The following is a 17,320-nucleotide window of genomic DNA, read 5'->3' on the forward strand; positions in this document are numbered from 1 at the left end:
TTATCTACAAAAAATCGGGTCGTACACAGATTACTTCAAGTTTGTGGTGCAGCAAATAAAAGCGTTGCTGAATGTAAGTATGATTTTCGTTTGTAGGGGTAGCGCCTTGTGCCTACCCTGGCAAAGCTGAGGGCAACCACAAGGGATTGCCCCTACGAATTTCATATCGATTCAGCAACGCCAAAAACTGTTTCAAACTGTTTCAAGCGTTTTTATCAAAGTAGTTGATACTGTTAGCAAATCACTCATGTGGTTCCACAAGTTTGTTTAGAGTGCAGTAGACAAGGAGTAGTGACTATGGCTAGACGAGCAAGCGCGACAGGTTTCTTGAGAGACTTTCAAGAGTTTATTTTGCGCGGCAATGTGATTGAGTTAGCTGTTGCCGTGATTGTTGGAGGTGCTTTTGGCAAAATTGTAGATGCGTTTGTCACTTGGCTGATGTCTGTGGCGTTGAAACCAGCACTGGAAGCCGCAAATGTTGATCAACTTAAGGATCTCCCGTTTGGGTTAGGCGAATTAGCGATCGCGATCGTCAATTTTTTGATCGTTGCTTTTGTGATCTTTTTGATTATTCGAGCGCTTGAAAAGTTTATGCGGAAGCAGGAAGCCGCCACGCCGCCACCTGACCCAATGTTGGAATCTCAGGAACGTCTGACAGCCGCGATCGATCGCCTAACCGACACCATGAACCAACCTTAAGCACACCATCACAACTATAAAAAAGGCACCCTTTAACAGGTGCCTTTTTTAGATATTAGATATTGAGATTTAGACCTCTACTGGCGTTTAAACCTAGCAAGCCATTCACGCAGTTGTTCAGAAGCAACATCGCGTCCGCCTAGCCCAAAGGAGATCGCGATCGCGACGGAAATCGCGCCGAGTAACAAGCCAAACGCCAGGTTGATGATGTCGGGTGCGATCCCAATTTGCCGCAGTGCCAAGGCTGACACCAATACCAAAATCGAAATTTTTGCTGTTTGCCCCAAAATCTTAGATTGAGGCGTTCCAGAGCTAGCAATCAAGTTATAAGCAAGGTTGGCAAAATACAGACCTACTGCAAAAATCGCTAAGCCAACCAAAATTTGCCCGAAAATCACCAACAGTCCACCGACCAATAGGGTCAATGCGGGAATGTTTAAAACGTCGATCGCTGCCACTGCCGCAACCAGCAAAATGCCCACCAGCGACACAATGCCAGCGATTTCAGAAGGAGTGCGGGTAGAAACGCCTCTGCCAGCATCGGGTTCAATCAGCAAAGGATCATCGTTATAAGGGCGATTGATGGGGGGTGGAGGTGGAATGACTGCCGCTTGGGAAGGCAACCCCAACCAGACCAAAATATTGTTAAACCCAATACTAGTCAGCAGATTGGTCACTAGTTTTTGGATAAATTGACCCACCACATAGCCCAATGCCAGAATAAAGAGTGCGGTGAGAATTTGCGGGATCGCATCTAAAAATCGGCTGAGCAGGGTTTGCACGGGCTGCAATGGTCCTCGAAGATCCAATACGCTCAAAATAGCGGGCAGGAAAAATAGGAGAACAAACCAATAAAGAATATCGCCCAGGGTTTCACTGAGTCGCAATTGCCCCGATCTCGCAGTGGGACGGTCAGTTGCATGGGTGAGCTTCTCATCTAAGGCAAAGGAGTGAGCAATCCGAATTGCCACCAGTCGGGTAATCGTTGCCACTAGCCAAGCAACCGCTGCAATAATTGCTGCCCCACCAATGCGCGGAAGATAGTCAAAAATTTGATTGAGGAAATTATTGAGAGGTTCCGAAACGCTGGTGAGTTTGAGGACACTTAATGCCCCAACCACCGCCAGGATCATCACAATCCAGAAAACAACCGATGAAGCAATGCCCTCAATACTAGGTCCATTGTTTTCACCAGCGGTCAGGTTGGTAATCCGGTTATCTAAATCTGTTTTGTTAAGCAGTTTCCGAACTAGGGATGCTAAAAATGCGGCAACTACCCAACCAATCAGGAAGATCGCGATCGCTCCCACCAAATTTAAGAGCAATCCTGGCAAATCTCTCGTTACATTCTCGAACGCATCAGGAGACGATGAAGTGGAAGTTACCGTGGTAGACGTTTGCCCCAGCAGTAGATTAAAACTCCTCATCGCACCACTGGCGATCGAGTACCCAGTACCCAAAGAACATTGAATCATGGTGCCCCTTTGAAAATTTCTAACGTCAAACAGCCAACAAAAGCCGTAAATCGCTCTAGGTTGCTAGAAAAAGCAAATTTTGAGTATTTTTGTCGTTATCTTATGCCATGTTGTCATTGCCAATGATACGGCAATCGCAAGAATTTCTTTGCTTTTCTCAGCACGAATAAATACTGAGCAGATACCTAGTAGCGCGATCGCCTTGCAATATATCAAATAGACCAGATTGCCAGTGATCGCCGCCCATCTTCATCTTAGAAAAACTTAAACTTACCAAAAATATTTAATAAATTTATATACTCTTGCTAAAATTCAAATGCTAAATGATGAATTGGTAGCATAAATCACCAAATTTTGCATCTAGCGATTTGCTTTTATTTGGAAGGATGCGCGACTATGCCTTTAACAAAAAAACTCCTTGCAGAATTTATTGGAACTTTCTGGCTAGTCTTAGGTGGCTGCGGAAGTGCTGTACTTGCAGCAGCGTTCACAGGGGGGAAACTGACGGATCAAATTCCCTTTCCTTTAGGGATTGGGCTATTAGGCGTTTCTCTTGCCTTTGGGTTAACCGTTTTTACGGGTGCTTATGCGTTAGGTCATATCTCTGGTGGTCATTTTAATCCCGCCGTATCGTTTGGGCTGTGGGCTGGCAAGCGCTTTCCTGGCTCCGAATTGCTGCCCTATATTATTGCTCAAGTGCTGGGTGGAATTTTGGGCGCAGGTATTCTCTATCTGATTGCGAGTGGCAAGCCAGGATTTGCGATTGACGCAACGGCAGCCGGGGTTTTTGCCACCAACGGATACGAGGCGTTTTCTCCTGGTGGCTTCAGTTTGCTGGCTTGCTTCGTGGCTGAGTTCGTTTTAACCTTTATCTTCTTGATCGTCATTTTGGGTGCAACCGACCACCGCGCTCCTGCTGGGTTTGCGGGTTCTGCAATTGGTTTAGCTTTGACTCTGATTCACTTGATTAGCATTCCAGTGACTAATACTTCCGTGAATCCGGCTCGGAGTTTAGCGCCGGCTTTGTTTGTGGGTGGCACGCCTTTATCCCAGGTTTGGTTGTTCTGGTTGGCTCCTATTTTGGGCGCGATCGCCGCTGGTTTTCTTTACTACAACTTCTTTGAGCATCCTCGTCGAGTTGATGCTCTAGATGAAGTCGCTAGCATCCGTTAGTAATCTCAATACTGATAATGCTGAGTTGAAAGGTTTTTATGTCTTTAAAAGGAGCGATCGCTCCTTTTTTACTTTCTTTTTTACGTTAAATTCATCAGCATAAAGATCCAGCTTTGGAGCTTTGGCATTCCAACGCTGAAAGGCTAGTCTGGTAGGGGTAAAAGTAGGAAGAAACAGATCATGTCGCAACCAACGATCTTGGTAACGGGTGGAGCAGGTTACATTGGTTCCCATACGGTGTTGGCGTTACAGCAGGCGGGCTATGGGGTGGTCGTGCTAGATAATCTTGCCTATGGACATCAAGATATTGCAAAAGATGTATTGAAGGTGGAACTCGTCGTGGGGGATACCTGCGATCGCCCCTTGCTAGACAACCTCTTTGCCACTCGCGATATTGCTGCTGTGATGCACTTTGCCGCCTTCACCTATGTGGGAGAGTCGGTCACGGATCCAGCAAAATACTATCGCAACAACTTTGTGGGCACCCTGACGCTGCTCGAAGCGATGATGGCGGCTTCCGTCAACAAGTTTGTCTTTTCTTCCACTTGTGCAACCTACGGCGTTCCTAAAACTGTTCCCATTCCAGAAGATCATCCACAAGATCCAATTAGCCCCTATGGGGTTAGCAAACTGATGATCGAGCAAGTGCTAAAAGATTTTGATAGCGCCTATCAGTTTAAATCAGTTCGGTTTCGCTATTTCAACGCAGCAGGGGCTGATCCGGCAGGGAAATTAGGCGAAGACCATGTGCCTGAAACCCATTTGATTCCGCTCGTGTTGCTGACGGCTCTGGGCAAACGAGATTCTATTTCTATTTTTGGCACCGATTATCCAACTCCCGATGGCACCTGTGTTCGTGATTACATCCACGTCACTGATTTGGCGGAGGCGCATGTGCTGGGTCTAGAGTATTTGCTGAAAGGCGGCGAGACAACCGTATTTAACTTGGGCAATGGTAACGGTTTTTCAGTGAAAGAAGTGATTGAAACAGCCCGTCAGATTACCGATCGCGAGATTAAAGCAGTCGAATGTCCTCGTCGTCCTGGTGATCCCCCGGCGCTAGTTGGCAGCAGCGATCGCGCCCACAGCATCTTAGGCTGGAATCCTAAATACGCCGACCTCAACCAAATTATTGCTCATGCCTGGAACTGGCACCAAAAACGACATGGCAATGGCGAGTGACGAATGGCGAATGCATAAACGCAAGCTCACCAAGCTCGTTGTTGTCGGAATGTTACTAGGATTCGGTGTCGTTGGCATGGTGCGATCCTTTCAGAAATCGCTTAAAGTGCGCGTAGTTTGGCTGCTTGTAACCCGTTATTGTCCTCACTGCGATTTGCAGGGTGTACATTTGCCGGGAGCTAACTTACAAAATGCCAACTTGCAAAAAGCGAAGCTCAACCGGATTAATCTGAGTGAAGCCAATTTGCAAGGAGCCAACCTGACTCAAGTAAGCCTGCAATCCGCTGATCTTAGCCTTGCCAACCTCACCGCCGCAAATTTATCGGCTGCCAATCTAGAAGCCGCCGATCTGAGTGGTGCGATTTTGACTCAAGCCAATCTTCAAAATGCATTCCTCAAACAAACGAGCCTACGATTCGCCGATTTGGACGCGGCTAATTTAACCGGAGCCAACTTACTGCAAGCCGATTTGGACGGCGCGAATGGATTATAGAAGAGGTACGGAGTGTGGAAGAGTAATCTCAAATCTCCAAGTCCCAAACTCCGAACTCAAAACTCAAAACTCAAAACTCCGAACTCCGAACTCAAAACTCCGAACTCAGAACTCAAACTCCAAACTCCGTACTAAACCGTTCGCTATGTAACTGACAAATGAAGCTAAGTTTGAGAAGCTGCACTGATGCGATTGAATTTTTCAGTTAAATCTGCCGCGATCGCGGGTGGAATCAGTCTTTTGGCGGGGGGCGTTGCTTTCGCCTATTGGCAATTGGGCAAACATCCAAGTTGCCTGCGGATGGTGTCGGGCGGCAATCTAGAAATTGTTTATAGTACGGGCTGCGTCTATCCTCAGCAATACCGACGCTGGATCATTACAGCCCAGCGAGAATAGAGAATACGCTGAATTATAAATTTGAGTGCGATCGCCTGATCGCCCGAATTAAATCGCTATTTCTAACCCTTCATTGGCTCGCTGATGGTTCCAGTAGGTTAGATCAGCAAAAGAGCGATCGCGATACATCCCATACCGTTCTTGTTTGTTGCGAACGCGATCGGGGAGTGCAGGCAAAATGCCAAAGTTTGGCGGCATCGGCTGAAAATGTTTGGGCGACGCTGAACTAATAAATTCAAACAGCGCTCCGATCATCGTAGTTCCCGGCAGCACAAGGGGATTTTGCCCCAATGCTAGTCTTGCCGCATTCGTGCCAGCCAGCCAGCCGCCAGCCGCCGCTGCCGTATAACCTTCAGTGCCCACCAACTGCCCTGCCGCGAGTAACGTTGGGCGCTGCTTAAATTGCAGCGTGGGGTGCAGCAGTTCCGGCGCATTGATAAACGTGTTGCGGTGCATGACGCCCATGCGGACAAATTCTGCATTTTCCAAGCCAGGAATTAGCTTAAATACCCGCTTCTGTTCGCCCCAGCGCAAGTTCGTTTGAAAGCCCACCATATTCCACAGTTGACCCGCTTTATCTTCTTGCCGCAGTTGCACCACTGCATAGGGGCGCTTTGCCTTGTTTTCGGGTTCGCGAAAGTCGCCCAAGCGTGGATCAAACAAGCCTACCGGTTTGAGTGGACCGTAGCGCATCGTATCTTCGCCTCGTCGCGCCATTTCTTCAATGGGCAAGCAGGCTTCAAAAAACTTGGCGGTTTCTCGCTCAAAGTCTTTTAATTCAGCTTGTTCTGCCTGACAAAGTTCCTGCCAGAAGTGGAGATATTGCTCCCGGTGCATGGGGCAGTTGAGATAGGCTGCGTCGCCGCGATCGTAGCGAGAGGCTAGAAAAGCAAGATCATAGTTAATCGATTCACCGACCACAATCGGACTAGCGGCATCAAAAAAGCTCATGTAGTCCATGCCTGTAAAGCGATGCAGATCAGCCGCCAAATCGGGACTGGTTAAGGGTCCTGTAGTCAGCACGACAATTCCATCCGCAGGAATAGCATGAATTTCACCCCGACGCAGTTCAATCAACGGATGATTTGCTAAAGTCTCGGTTAGGGTTTGGCTAAAGACGGCGCGATCGACGGCTAAAGCTCCACCCGCAGGCACAGAATGGCGATTGGCAGTGGAAATCACAATTGAGCCGAGGCGACGCAGTTCTTCATGCAACAACCCAGAGGCGCGATCGCTTGCCTGTGCCCCAAACGAATTACTACACACCAATTCTGCCAAATGCTCAGAGTGATGCGCCGGACTCAACCGCTGCGGGCGCATTTCGTGCAAAATCACCGGCACACCCGCCCGGGCAACTTGCCATGCTGCCTCTGTTCCAGCCAATCCGCCGCCAATCACATGAATGGATTCTTTCACCGTACTTGCATCCTCTATACTTTATTCCCCTGTTCCCTATTCTCTTCCCTCAATTCGCTTCAACTTTAGGCACAGAAGCCCCTTTTTTCTTCAGATCAAAGTAGGCTTTTAGCACTTGCCGCACGATCGGTGCGCCCACAGAGCCGCCACCACCTCCCGATCGTTCGCCAAAGGCAACCACCACAATTTCAGGTGTGTCGGAAGGGGCATAGGCACCAAACCAGGTATCCGAGCCATCGCCCATATCTTCAGAGGTGCCGCTTTTGCCGGAAATAGCGGGCAAACTTGGATCATCCACTCCCCCACCCGTGCCATAGGTCACAACTTCCCGCAACCCTTTCTGAATTTTTTGAGTGGTGCTGGGCAGCATGTTTAAAGGCTCACGCCAGTTTTTAGATTCTTCATTATCTTTTAATAAATGCGGCTTCACTAAAAAACCACCATTGGCAGGCACCGCAAACATCACAGCCACTTGCAGCGGCGATGTCAGCAGATATCCCTGTCCGATCGACATGTTCACGCTGTCACCCAAAAACCAGCCTTCCTTCAATTCTTTGCGCTTCCAGGCATCATCGGGCACCAAACCAGCAGACTCTTCAACTCCTAGCTCAATTCCAGTTTTGCGCCCAAATCCAAAGCGCCGCGTCCAGTCGATCAAGGTTTCGCCGCCGACGGTCATCGCTACCTGGTAAAAAAACGTGTCGCTGCTGTGGGCGATCGCCCCTGGAAAATCTAACGGACCAAACCCCGCCCGGTTCCAATCGTTAAATACAATGCCGCCAATGGTCAGGGAAGGATAGGTGGGCAATACGGTATCTGGAGCAAATTTACCCGACTCCAAACCTGCTGCCGTGGTCACAATCTTAAACGTACTCGCAGGCTGAAAGGCTTGCAACGCCCGATTCACAAAAGGATGATCCACGCTTTGCAACTGCTGCCATTGAGCATCGGAAATCCGGGTTGAAAACAAATTAGGATCAAATGCCGGACGGCTGACCATGGCTAGGATGGCACCATTACGAGGATCAAGCGCCACGATTGCTCCCTTGCGATCGCCCAACGCCTGTTCCGCCACCTTTTGCAAATCCACATCCAGCGTCAGTCTCACATCCTGCCCTGCCTTAGTAGCTTTCTGCCCCAAAATTCGGACTACCTGTCCCGCTCCATCCACCTCCACTTGCTGACCGCCCCACTCTCCCCGCAGCACACCCTCATATGCCAACTCAATCCCCATTTGCCCCGTCACATCGCCCAACCGATAGCCATCCTCTTTGCGCTGCTTCAGTTCCTCATCGCTGAGTTCGCCCGTATACCCCAATACATGGGCTGCCAAATCTCCATTCGGGTAATAACGAACCGCTTCTGCATCCACCTGCACCCCTTCTAGCTCAGCACTATATTCTGTGAGCGCTGTCACCTGTGCCGGACTAATGCCTCGCGCCATTCGCACCAGAAACGGTGAGTTATAGCCTGCCTGATCAAGCCGCGCTTGCACCACTTCTTCAGGGATTTTGAGAATTTGAGAGAGGCGCTTCACCGTGGTGCCCCATTCTCCTTTCTTGCGAGCTAGGGGCCACAAGAAGACCGAATGCGACAATCGGCTTCCCGCTAATATTCGACCTTTGCGATCCAAAACCTTGCCGCGTTCAGGTTGCTTAGGAATGAGCCGAATGCGATTGTTTTCAGCCAATTTTCGATTAGTCGCTCCGTCCAAAAGCTGCAAATAGACTAAGCGACCTCCCAACCCTCCCAACACGATCAAGGATGCGATCGCCATCAGAAAAATCGAGCGATAGCGCTGTCCCACCGTGCGGGTTTCAGATTGAGTAGCAGTCGTGAAAGGCGATTGAGTTAGCGTCATGAACCAGAAACAGTAACAACTTGTTTACTTAGCAACGAGACTCACTGAGTAAACGTAACCTTAGCGCAAAAGGTTATTGCCATTCGCACCTCACAAATATCAATTCAGAATCAGAAAGCTTTCCTTTTTACCCTAGACTTTTTACCCTACAAAGATTTTAGATAGGTGCAATGAAAAGAAAAATGACTCAGTTGATGACTCTCTTTGCAAGGTGGGCAACCTATAATCATTCAATCTAAAGAATTCAATAAAGAAATTTTGCAATTCCTCTAAATTGCTAGGATAGTTTACTTTGGGTGCATGTCTGGATGAATATATGGCGTAATTGCAATCTAGATAGGCTTAAACTGACTTTGTGAAACCTAACTTTGTGAATCGAGAACCAATCGATACAATAAACCAAATGTCTGCTTTAAAGCCTTATCAATTTGCGGAATGAGGATTGAACGCTCACAGGAACATCTCCCCTATGTCTCAGGCTGCGATCCAAAATCGAACCTTTACGACAGCCGACACCGAGTTCGATGTCGAACTTCGTCAAGTTTCCAAAGTTTATAATCAAGAACCTGTCGTTCGCGGCATCGACTTGACCATTCGTCGAGGAGAATTTTTTAGCATTTTAGGACCCTCTGGCTGTGGCAAAACTACCACGCTACGGTTAGTTGCAGGCTTTGAGACTCCCTCTTCGGGAGAGGTTTTGATTCGAGGACAATCGGTTAACCGAGTGCCGCCTTATCGTCGCCCAGTGAACACTGTCTTTCAAAGCTATGCCTTGTTTAGCCATCTTACGGTTTGGGAAAATGTCGCCTTTGGGCTTCGACTTAAAAAACAAAGTAAGGCGGAAGTTCAAAGCCAGGTGGATCAAGCGTTAAAGTTGGTCAAAATGGATGGGTTTGCTAAGCGATTTCCCGCGCAACTCTCCGGGGGGCAACAGCAACGGGTGGCATTAGCAAGAGCCTTAATCAATCGCCCTGCTGTGCTTTTATTGGATGAACCTTTGGGCGCACTGGATCTAAAATTGCGGAAAGAAATGCAGGTAGAGCTATCGACCCTGCACCAGGAACTCGGTTTAACGTTTGTGATGGTGACTCACGACCAAGAAGAGGCGATGAGTTTGAGCGATCGCATTGCAGTGATGAATCAAGGCAACATTGAGCAAATTGATTCTCCAGAGCGGATTTATGAACATCCTAAAACATCTTTTGTGGCAGATTTTATTGGAGATACCAATCTGTTTTACGGCAAGATTGAGGGATTTTCTGCGAATGTCCTGTGGCTAATTACTGGCAACGGTTTGAAAATGAAGGCAAAGCCATCTAATGGAGCATCCCTGACTTCCGGCTCGGTGGTGATTAGTGTCCGCCCTGAAAAAATTCGCTTGAGTTTATCTCCCTTTGCTCAGGAAGCGAATACCTTTGAGGGGCGACTTCGCACGGTGATGTATCTCGGAACCCATGTTCACTATGTGGTGGAGTTAGCATCAGGCGATCGCCTGACTGTTCGGCAGCCCAGCTTTTCCGGTGATCTCCCAGGCGAAGACACGCCGCTCTATCTTCTGTGGGATGTGAACGATTGTTTGGCGCTACCTACCTCTCACCCCTAGCCTCTCACCCCTAGCCTCTCCCTTATGCCTCACTCTTCATTTCATCATCTGGGTCGTCGCCAATTTTTGCAAACCGCGATCGCGTCTGCTTCTGGGCTAGCGCTGTCGGGCTGTGGCTGGACATTAGCAGAAGTGCGCCCAGTGCAAGGGAAAACAGGCGCAGCGAATGAACTTTATATTTATACCTGGTCTAACTATATTGATGCTGATTTATTGCGGGAATTTACTGCCCAAACTGGAATTCGCGTCATTGCCGATACCTTTGATGCCAATGAAACCATGCTAGCCACGTTTCAGGCAGGCAAAGGAGCCGCCTATAGCATTGTTTATCCGTCTGATTATTCTGTTGCCAAAATGCTGGAACTCAAGCTGCTGAGGGAGTTAGAGGAGTCTAGGATTTCAGGTTTGGACAATATTTTGCCTAAGTTCCGAGCTTCCGTGCATGATCCTGGCAATCGTCATCATGTGCCGATCAGTTGGGGCACTACAGGCTTAATCTACAACAGCGATAAGATTGATCCGCCCCCCGAAGATTGGGATTATCTTTGGAAAAACCAGGAAAAATTGAATGGTCGGATCACGCTCTTAAACGATACGCGGGAGGTATTTGGGGCAACGCTGAGATCGCTAGGGTACTCTTACAACTCCACCAATCCCAATGAAATTCGCGAGGCGTTTGAAAAACTAAAGGTGCTAAAACCGGCGATCGCTAGCTTTACGACTGACGCATGGCGAGATCAGCTATTAACCGGAGATTTAGTCATGGCAATGGGTTTTTCGATCGATGGAGTGCTGGTTGCCCAACAAAATCCCAAAATAAAATATGTCGTTCCGCAAAGTGGCACCTCCTTATGGAGCGATGCAATGGTGATTCCTAAAAACGCGCCCAACCAAGATGCGGCTTACGCTTGGATTAACTATATGTTGCAGCCAGCCGTTGCCTCCCAAGTGACAGAGCGTCTCTTTTTTGCCACCCCCAACAAAGCTGCCTTTGACCAACTTCCCGCCCCAGTCCGCAATAACGAAGCCCTATTTCCGCCCGATAGCATTCTGCAAAACTCTCAGGGCATTAAGCCTTTGCCCCGTGCTGTCGAAGAACTTTACGAAAAATACTGGACAATCCTCACCAGCAGCTAGATATACTCATAATTCGCCACTCGTCATTCGCCATTCCTCACTCGTCCTTGTAACTCCCATGACTTCCCCTGTTCCCTCAGAAGCCAGTTCCAAATCTATGCCCCAGTGGTTAGAACCGATCGCGTTGCTGGCTCCCGCTGGAATTTGGCTAGGGTTATTACTGGTGATTCCAACCCTGTTGATTTTTCAGTTGAGTTTGGTGCCAGGCATTCGACCCGGACAAGTGGTCAATCCGTCGGGCTTAGATAATTATCTGCAAATTTTTCAGGCGGTTGAAATTCGACCTGCCACCAAAACTGAACCTGCTGTTACTGCTTTCATCTATTTGAGGGTGATTTGGCGATCGCTGTCCTTTGCGATCGGAACCACGTTCATGTGCTTGCTGCTGGGTTTTCCTGTGGCTTATTTCATCGCCATCAAAGCACCCAAAAACTGGCGAAACCTCCTGCTTGTTGGATTTGTGTTGCCCCTGTGGACTTCTTCCTTGCTGCGCTCCTATGCTTGGATTACGATTTTGCGCCCAACGGGAGTCTTGAACAGTATCCTCACGGCAATTGGGCTGCCTGCTTTGAACATTCTCAATCGTCCCCCGGCGGTCTACATTGGCATGACCTATAGCCTCCTACCCTACATGGTGCTGATTCTTTATGCCTCATTGGAAAAGCTGGATAGACGGTTACTAGAAGCTGCCGCAGACCTAGGAGCCACACCCATACAAGCGTTTTGGAAAGTGACTATTCCCCAAGTGTTGCCCGGTATTGCTGCCGGATCGCTATTGGTCTTTATTACGAGTATTGGCGATTTTATAGACCCGGAATTGCTAGGGGGCGCATCTAGCATGACTTTGGCGCGTTTAATTTATAACCAGTTTTTAGGAGCTAGTCAAAACTGGGGGTTTGGGTCAGCCCTGAGCATGATTATTATTTTGGCAGTCAGTATTTCGATTGGCTTGCTGCTGAAATATGGCGATCGGAGTAGTGCAAATTTATGAGTACCGCTAAAAACACGACTCGGTTTTCAGCCCCTTGGCAGGCACTTTTTACGCTGCTGATGTTTGGCTTTATGTATCTGCCAATTCTGGTGCTGGCGTTCTACAGTTTTAACGAATCGCCCTATAGTGCTGGCTGGACTGGATTTACGCTGAAGTGGTATCAAAAGTTTTTTGCTGATGAGCGCATTATTGCGGCGCTTCGGACTAGTTTAATTGTGGCGCTATGTGCGGTGGCGATCGCGGCGGTGCTAGGAACCCTAATGGCAGTGGGCTTGTCGCGCTATCGCTTTCCAGGGAAAGGCATCTATCAAGGTGTTGCCTACTTGCCGCTGATCATTCCTGACATTGCGATCGCGGTTTCCACCCTAGTTTTTCTAGCAGCAGTTGCCATCCCTTGGAGCGGTGGCTTAATTCAACTCAGCGTTGGCACGATCGTGGCTGCCCATGTGGTTTTTTGTATTTCTTATGTGGCGCTAGTCGTGTCTACCCGTCTCACTAACATTGATCCCCATTTGGAAGAAGCTGCCCTAGATTTGGGAGCGACCCCCTTTCAAGCCTTTATCCAGGTGTTGCTGCCCGAACTCACCCCAGCGATCGTCTCTGGTTGCCTCCTTGCCTTTGTCCTCAGCCTAGATGATTTCCTGATTGCCAGTTTTACGGCAGGGGGTGGCACAAATACTCTACCCATGGAAATTTTTAGCCGCATTCGCACGGGAGTTAAACCCGATATTAATGCCCTTAGCGTCATCCTCATTAGCGCTTCTGGTTTCCTCTTTGTGATTGCTGAATATTTTCGCTATCAAAGTGAGCAAAGGCGTTTGAAGTGAGGCTAGGTTTGAGGTTCGGAAAATTTTTGCAGGGTTGTAATAATAATCTTTTAGCAACGCAATATTATTTATGGCGGAAACGGTGGCGATGATGTTTGGGACGAACTTTAGCGGTTCCCGTAGGAAGCGTTTCACGCAGCCCGGATTGGGCTGAATTGGCATCTTCGGCATCGGAAGTAGCACTAATATCAAGAGTTGGCGCATCGGCTTCCAGCTTTAACAGAGAGGCGGGTGCAGCTATATCCTGCAAAACTTCCACTTCTTTAAGCTCAACTTCTCTTGGCTCAGCCGCGATCGGGTTAAACTCTGGAGCGGTTTGAATCGGCTCTAAACGTTTCTGCTCCAGCGGTGTCGCTAAAGGCTGAGCTTCTTGCATCAGTTCGGGCAATGCCACCAGTTCTTTTTCCGTTTCCTTTACCGTTAGTGGAATCCGTAGTGGTTGAACTTCCTCAATCCAGCAGCTTGCTAGCGGTAGCGTTTGGTCGAGATCTTCCAGCGGACGAGGAACCAGCATCACCGCGTGTAATTCACCAATGCGCTCTGCCTCAATCATGCCCGCATCCAGCGCCATTGCCACGTTTGCCACTGACCCCCGGACGATCGCTGTACACAATCCTGCTCCAATCGTCTCATACGCAGCAAGCACCACATCCGCCGATTTCATCATGGCATCTGCCGCCCCGACCATTGCCGGAAAGCCGCGTGTTTCTAGCAAGCCCACCGCTTGATTACTCAATTTGCTGTGTCCGCGTCCCGTAGCCAACTGCGCTAATCGATTGCCAATCGGCAGCACCACTTCTAGGTTCGGCATGGGACGAGGCACCACTAGGGTAGAGAGCTTTTGCCCAAATTGCTGCGCTCGTTCAGCACCTTCCTGCACGGCTAAGCGCACATCTGCCACTGAGCCTCGCACGATCGCCGTACAGTGACCGCTGCCAATTTTTTCATAGCCCACTAGCGTTACACCAGAGGACTTCAGCATGTGATCGGCAATTCCAACAATTGCGGGAAAGCTCTGGGCAGAAACCAAACCCAACGCGGTATCGGTGAAATCTTCTCGGTTGCTCATGCGTGAAAGCGGGTATCCATCGGTACTCTTATCCTAACTGCATTTAATCAAGAGAAGCGTTGAAATAGCGTCTTTCATCTAGTCGTTCACGCTTAATCTTCCCAAGGATCAGCCGCATTGGATAGATGAGTGGATGCAGTCGAGGGCTGGTTAATTTGGTGATGGGGAAACATCTTCACTAAAAGCTGATTGACATACACCTGCCCGTATACGTTTAGGTTTTGGGCTGAAGGATCGGAATTAATGACTAGCGTTGACTCTGGTGATTGAGCCGGGTCTGGATTTGTGGATGACGGTTCAGGAGTTGCTGATTCAGCAGGCGGATAAAATACAGTCTCGGTTGCCTGTAGCTCATCTGTCTCTGGTGTACTAGGCGGACGGCTTAAGTCGCCAACCACTGAACCGGGGGGAATGAGGATGCCGGATGCAACTGAACTATTCAAAATAGTTGAAGCAGAGCCGATACAAGCATTTCTGCCAATCGAAACTTGCCCAACGAGCAATACTTCTGCTCCAATATTTGCCCCCTCTCCAATCTCCAAAATGCCCTTGGAAGCATGAAGAATTGCACCGATGCCAATACAAGCTCCGGTTTTAATTACCACACAACTATCAGGATCTGCCTGAATTAACACACCGGGAGCGATCGCAACCCCTTCCTGAATCGTCACATCACCACTGACATAGTAGTGAGATATGCTAATGGGTCGCAGTTGCAGAGATAGCGAAGACATAACCCCCCTTGATAGAGTCCAAAGTTTTGAGTTAAATCAACTTATCTTTTAACTCAAAACTCAAAACTCAAAACCCAAAATCAATCTCTCAGACTCTCAGATTAATCCCTAGCGGCTTGCGGCTTGCCTACTGGGCTGTTGAATCACCTTCTCAACCACTCGGCGCTTTGCCTTGGGATCGGTGCCAATCAACCGGACATATTCACCCGCATGTTGATTCATAAACCCATCCAGCGCCTTCATCACATCCGCCTCACGAGATCCTTGCATGGCAGTTCCGCCCTGCCAAGAACTAGTTTTGTAGCGGCGTTCATCGGCATACTCAGTGCTAATTTTAAAGCCCTGAGCTAATAAATGACGAACTTGTTCAGCGATCGCCCCGTCTTTTTGAGCGCCATTGCTCGGACGATTACTATGGGACTGACTATTGTGAGCTTGACTACTGTAAGCTTGACCACCGTGAGCCGAAGCAGAAGGTGCGGCTCGATTGGGAGCCGTTGCAGTTGTACCCCCCTTCCCATTGGGACGATGCACAATCATTTCCACCATCCGCTTTTTCGCTTTGGGATCAATCCCAACCAGCCGGACATAATCGCGCTCATGTTCGCTTAAAAATGATTCAACTTCCGCGATCGCATCCCCTTCACGCCGCGCCTGAATCATCGGTGCATTTTGCCAGGAACTCGTCTTATAGCGCCGCTCATCCGCATACTCCACCCCAATTTGATAGCCCTGAGCAATCAGCTGCCCAACCTGCTTTGACAAATCAGAACTTGTACTGCTAGAAGTTGCATAGGAAGACGCAGTGCCAGCAGCATGAGCCGAACTTTGCGCCGAACCTGTCCCTTGATTAGAACCCTGAGCCGTCTTTCCGTCCGGGCGTTGGATAATCATCTCAGCCAACCGCCGCTTTGCCTTGGGGTCAATCCCAATCAGCCGGACATACTCACCAGAATGTTCGCGAGTACAAGCTTCCAAACCCGCCAGCACATCGCTTTCTCGTGTGGATTGAATCGGGGAACAACTTGTCCAAGAGCTAGTCTGGAATCGGCGTGTATCCGCATGTTCCATCCCAATCCGCGCACCTTGTGCTAGCAGACTTCGGACTTGAGCAACTACCTCTGCCGCCAAACTGCCAGACTGAGATTGTCCATTGTGACCGCCAAAATTAGAGGCTGCCTTAGGAATCGCATAGCTCTTCGCAGAATACTCAGAACTACCGCGACTCGAACTAGTTGAGGCTTGACCCGGCTGATCGTGGGGACGCTGAATAATGGTTTCTAAGACTCGCTTTTTCGCCTGTGGATCGATCCCAATTAGGCGCACATATTGACCTGCATGTTCCAAAAGACAGGCTTGTAACCCTGCCACAACGTCTGATTCACGCGCAGCCTGAATGGGCGCACAGCTTTTCCAGGAACCCGTTTGAAACTGTCGCTTATCCGCATGTTCCGTTCCGATCCGATATCCCTGCGCCAACAGTTGACGCACTTGACCCACGACCTCTGTATCCATACTTCCTCCCTTTGTAAGACGGCTGTGAGATTCACCGCCCTCACCTGCCAAGTTAGTTGCGGTAGACTGGTTTTTCTTTTCTTGAAATGACGTTACAGGAGCTACACTTTCGGCAGAGTGATAGCCCGATCGCAGCGCATCATTCACACCCATCACTTGAATCACAAACTGTTGATCAGACTCCCGGACATTGGGTAGCTGATCTGCTTGTTGTTGGCTGGTAATAATTGCCCCCGAAGGCACAAATTTTCCCGGTGGAATTTCCACATCCTGAACCAGAGCGTGCATCATGACAATGCAGCCGCGTCCAATTCGAGCATTGAATACCGTTGAACGAAACCCAATAAAACATCCATCTCCGATATAAGCAGGTCCATGAACCAATGCCATATGCGCAATAGATGCATTTTGCCCAATCCAAACAGAATAGGAATTGCCATCATCCCCAACCACACGAGCTTGCTCTAGCCCGTGAATCACCACACCATCTTGAACTTTAGACCCTGTACCAATTCGGAACGAATTCCCCTTGTCTGCTTGGATAGAAACACCCGGTGCAATGACAACATTGGCACCCACCCGAACATCCCCCATTACATTAGAGAATGAATGGATATAAGCCGTTACATCCACCTGATCATTGACTAGGTCTGCATGAGATGTCGGAGCATCCGCATAAACACGGGCTACCATAGAATCAAACTCTCCAAACTGAAACCGTAGTGAGTTAGCGTTACAGCCTATGTCAA

Annotated in this window: 15 protein-coding genes; 9 read left to right on the forward strand and 6 right to left on the reverse strand. The window is 48.9% G+C overall.

Annotation, left to right across the window (positions count from 1 at the left end; all coding sequences use genetic code 11):
- The first annotated feature begins 297 nt into the window (after positions 1-297).
- The gene (gene mscL / locus AB3R30_RS09980) at positions 298-699 is read left to right on the forward strand and encodes a large conductance mechanosensitive channel protein MscL (protein WP_458649028.1); all 402 of its coding nucleotides are present in this window, start codon (positions 298-300) and stop codon (positions 697-699) included.
- A 77-nt stretch (positions 700-776) separates the two neighbouring features.
- Here mscL and AB3R30_RS09985 read toward each other — a convergent pair whose 3' ends face one another.
- On the reverse strand, positions 777-2,174 hold the full coding sequence (locus tag AB3R30_RS09985; RefSeq protein ID WP_458649029.1) for a mechanosensitive ion channel: 1,398 nt from the start codon (positions 2,172-2,174) through the stop codon (positions 777-779).
- Between the two features lie 396 nt (positions 2,175-2,570).
- Here AB3R30_RS09985 and aqpZ point away from each other — a divergent pair, with 396 nt between their 5' ends.
- From aqpZ to AB3R30_RS10005, 4 genes are all read left to right on the forward strand, one after another.
- Positions 2,571-3,347, forward strand: a complete 777-nt coding sequence (aqpZ, locus tag AB3R30_RS09990; protein ID WP_458649030.1) for an aquaporin Z — start codon at positions 2,571-2,573, stop codon at positions 3,345-3,347.
- Between the two features lie 180 nt (positions 3,348-3,527).
- A complete protein-coding gene (gene galE, locus AB3R30_RS09995) occupies positions 3,528-4,529 on the forward strand; it encodes a UDP-glucose 4-epimerase GalE (RefSeq protein WP_458649031.1) in 1,002 nt (333 codons plus the stop codon).
- Positions 4,486-5,022 (forward strand): pentapeptide repeat-containing protein, encoded by a 537-nt coding sequence (locus AB3R30_RS10000; RefSeq protein ID WP_458649032.1) that lies wholly within the window; start codon positions 4,486-4,488, stop codon positions 5,020-5,022. The genes galE and AB3R30_RS10000 overlap by 44 nt, the downstream gene beginning before the upstream one ends.
- A 186-nt stretch (positions 5,023-5,208) precedes the next feature.
- The gene (locus tag AB3R30_RS10005; RefSeq protein ID WP_458649033.1) at positions 5,209-5,418 is read left to right on the forward strand and encodes a hypothetical protein; all 210 of its coding nucleotides are present in this window, start codon (positions 5,209-5,211) and stop codon (positions 5,416-5,418) included.
- A 48-nt stretch (positions 5,419-5,466) separates the two neighbouring features.
- On the opposite strand, the gene trmFO is transcribed toward AB3R30_RS10005, so the two are convergent.
- A complete protein-coding gene (trmFO, locus tag AB3R30_RS10010; protein WP_458649034.1) occupies positions 5,467-6,834 on the reverse strand; it encodes an FADH(2)-oxidizing methylenetetrahydrofolate--tRNA-(uracil(54)-C(5))-methyltransferase TrmFO in 1,368 nt (455 codons plus the stop codon).
- 49 nt (positions 6,835-6,883) lie between these two features.
- Positions 6,884-8,695 carry a penicillin-binding protein 2 gene (mrdA, locus tag AB3R30_RS10015; protein ID WP_458649035.1) on the reverse strand — a complete coding sequence of 604 codons (1,812 nt, stop codon included), beginning with the start codon at positions 8,693-8,695 and terminating at the stop codon, positions 6,884-6,886.
- A 469-nt stretch (positions 8,696-9,164) separates the two neighbouring features.
- Here mrdA and AB3R30_RS10020 point away from each other — a divergent pair, with 469 nt between their 5' ends.
- The 4 genes from AB3R30_RS10020 to AB3R30_RS10035 are packed head-to-tail and all read left to right on the forward strand — an operon-like array spanning position 9,165 to position 13,253.
- The gene (locus AB3R30_RS10020) at positions 9,165-10,298 is read left to right on the forward strand and encodes an ABC transporter ATP-binding protein (protein ID WP_458649036.1); all 1,134 of its coding nucleotides are present in this window, start codon (positions 9,165-9,167) and stop codon (positions 10,296-10,298) included.
- A 24-nt stretch (positions 10,299-10,322) separates the two neighbouring features.
- Positions 10,323-11,435, forward strand: coding sequence for an ABC transporter substrate-binding protein (locus tag AB3R30_RS10025; protein ID WP_458649037.1), 1,113 nt, complete (start codon positions 10,323-10,325; stop codon positions 11,433-11,435).
- A gap of 58 nt (positions 11,436-11,493) precedes the next feature.
- A complete protein-coding gene (locus tag AB3R30_RS10030) occupies positions 11,494-12,426 on the forward strand; it encodes an ABC transporter permease (RefSeq protein ID WP_458649038.1) in 933 nt (310 codons plus the stop codon).
- Positions 12,423-13,253: an ABC transporter permease gene (locus AB3R30_RS10035; protein WP_458649039.1), complete on the forward strand. Its 831-nt coding sequence runs from the start codon at positions 12,423-12,425 to the stop codon at positions 13,251-13,253. Before AB3R30_RS10030 ends, AB3R30_RS10035 begins: the two co-directional genes overlap by 4 nt.
- A 64-nt stretch (positions 13,254-13,317) precedes the next feature.
- Here AB3R30_RS10035 and AB3R30_RS10040 read toward each other — a convergent pair whose 3' ends face one another.
- The 3 genes from AB3R30_RS10040 to AB3R30_RS10050 form a co-directional block, all read right to left on the reverse strand.
- The gene (locus tag AB3R30_RS10040; protein WP_458649040.1) at positions 13,318-14,322 is read right to left on the reverse strand and encodes a carbon dioxide-concentrating mechanism protein CcmK; all 1,005 of its coding nucleotides are present in this window, start codon (positions 14,320-14,322) and stop codon (positions 13,318-13,320) included.
- 92 nt (positions 14,323-14,414) lie between these two features.
- Positions 14,415-15,056, reverse strand: a complete 642-nt coding sequence (locus AB3R30_RS10045) for an LbetaH domain-containing protein (RefSeq protein WP_458649041.1) — start codon at positions 15,054-15,056, stop codon at positions 14,415-14,417.
- A gap of 108 nt (positions 15,057-15,164) precedes the next feature.
- Positions 15,165-17,264: a ribulose bisphosphate carboxylase small subunit gene (locus AB3R30_RS10050; protein WP_458649042.1), complete on the reverse strand. Its 2,100-nt coding sequence runs from the start codon at positions 17,262-17,264 to the stop codon at positions 15,165-15,167.
- Positions 17,265-17,320 lie beyond the last annotated feature (56 nt).

Origin of the sequence: Sivoneniella epilithica UHCC 1019 (assembly GCF_040830845.1) — a bacterium.
GTDB lineage: Bacteria > Cyanobacteriota > Cyanobacteriia > Leptolyngbyales > Leptolyngbyaceae > ULC077BIN1.